This window comes from Faecalibacterium sp. DFI.5.82 (assembly GCF_029076575.1).
Lineage (GTDB): Bacteria > Bacillota > Clostridia > Oscillospirales > Ruminococcaceae > Faecalibacterium > Faecalibacterium duncaniae.
The window spans coordinates 1-512 of record NZ_JARFIS010000050.1 but is presented as its reverse complement, the minus strand read 5'-3'; the positions used below and the strand labels follow the sequence as shown (position 1 = coordinate 512).

At 56.2% G+C, this 512-nt stretch carries 1 pseudogene; it reads right to left on the bottom strand.

Annotated elements, in window-relative coordinates:
* Nucleotides 1-223 precede the first annotated feature (223 nt).
* A pseudogene (locus tag P0G09_RS15505) lies at nucleotides 224-512 on the bottom strand (DnaJ C-terminal domain-containing protein); the annotation flags it as partial.

The following is a 512-nucleotide window of genomic DNA, read 5'->3' as shown; positions in this document are numbered from 1 at the left end:
GGCAGGGCTGATGTGGATGACCTGCCCATGCAGACGCTCCACCAGCGGAGCGTACTCACATTCTGGGTCGCAGATGATGATATCATCGTCCGTCACGAGGAATGTCCCGCATTCCCGGTTACGGCGGCCAGATCGATGTGAACATCAGCTATATGGGCTGATCTGACTGCAAACAAAAAGAGCGAAGATTCAACCGAATCTTCGCTCTTTTTTGATGGACAGCTTATGCGAACATATCCTTCAGCTTTTTGAATAAGCCCTTGCGCTTTTCGTAGTTCTCCTCTTTCAGGGTGCCCTCAAACTTCTTCAGGGCATCCCGCTGGGCCTTGTTCAGCTTCTTGGGGATCTCCACCTCGCACTTGACGTACATATCGCCCCGGCCGCGGCCGTTCAGCTACTGGATGCCCTTGCCGCGCAGGCGGAAGGTGGTGCCGCTCTGGGTGCCTTCGGGCACGGTGTACTCCACCTTGCCGTCAATGGAAGGCACGGTGATGCTGTCGCCCAGAACCGCC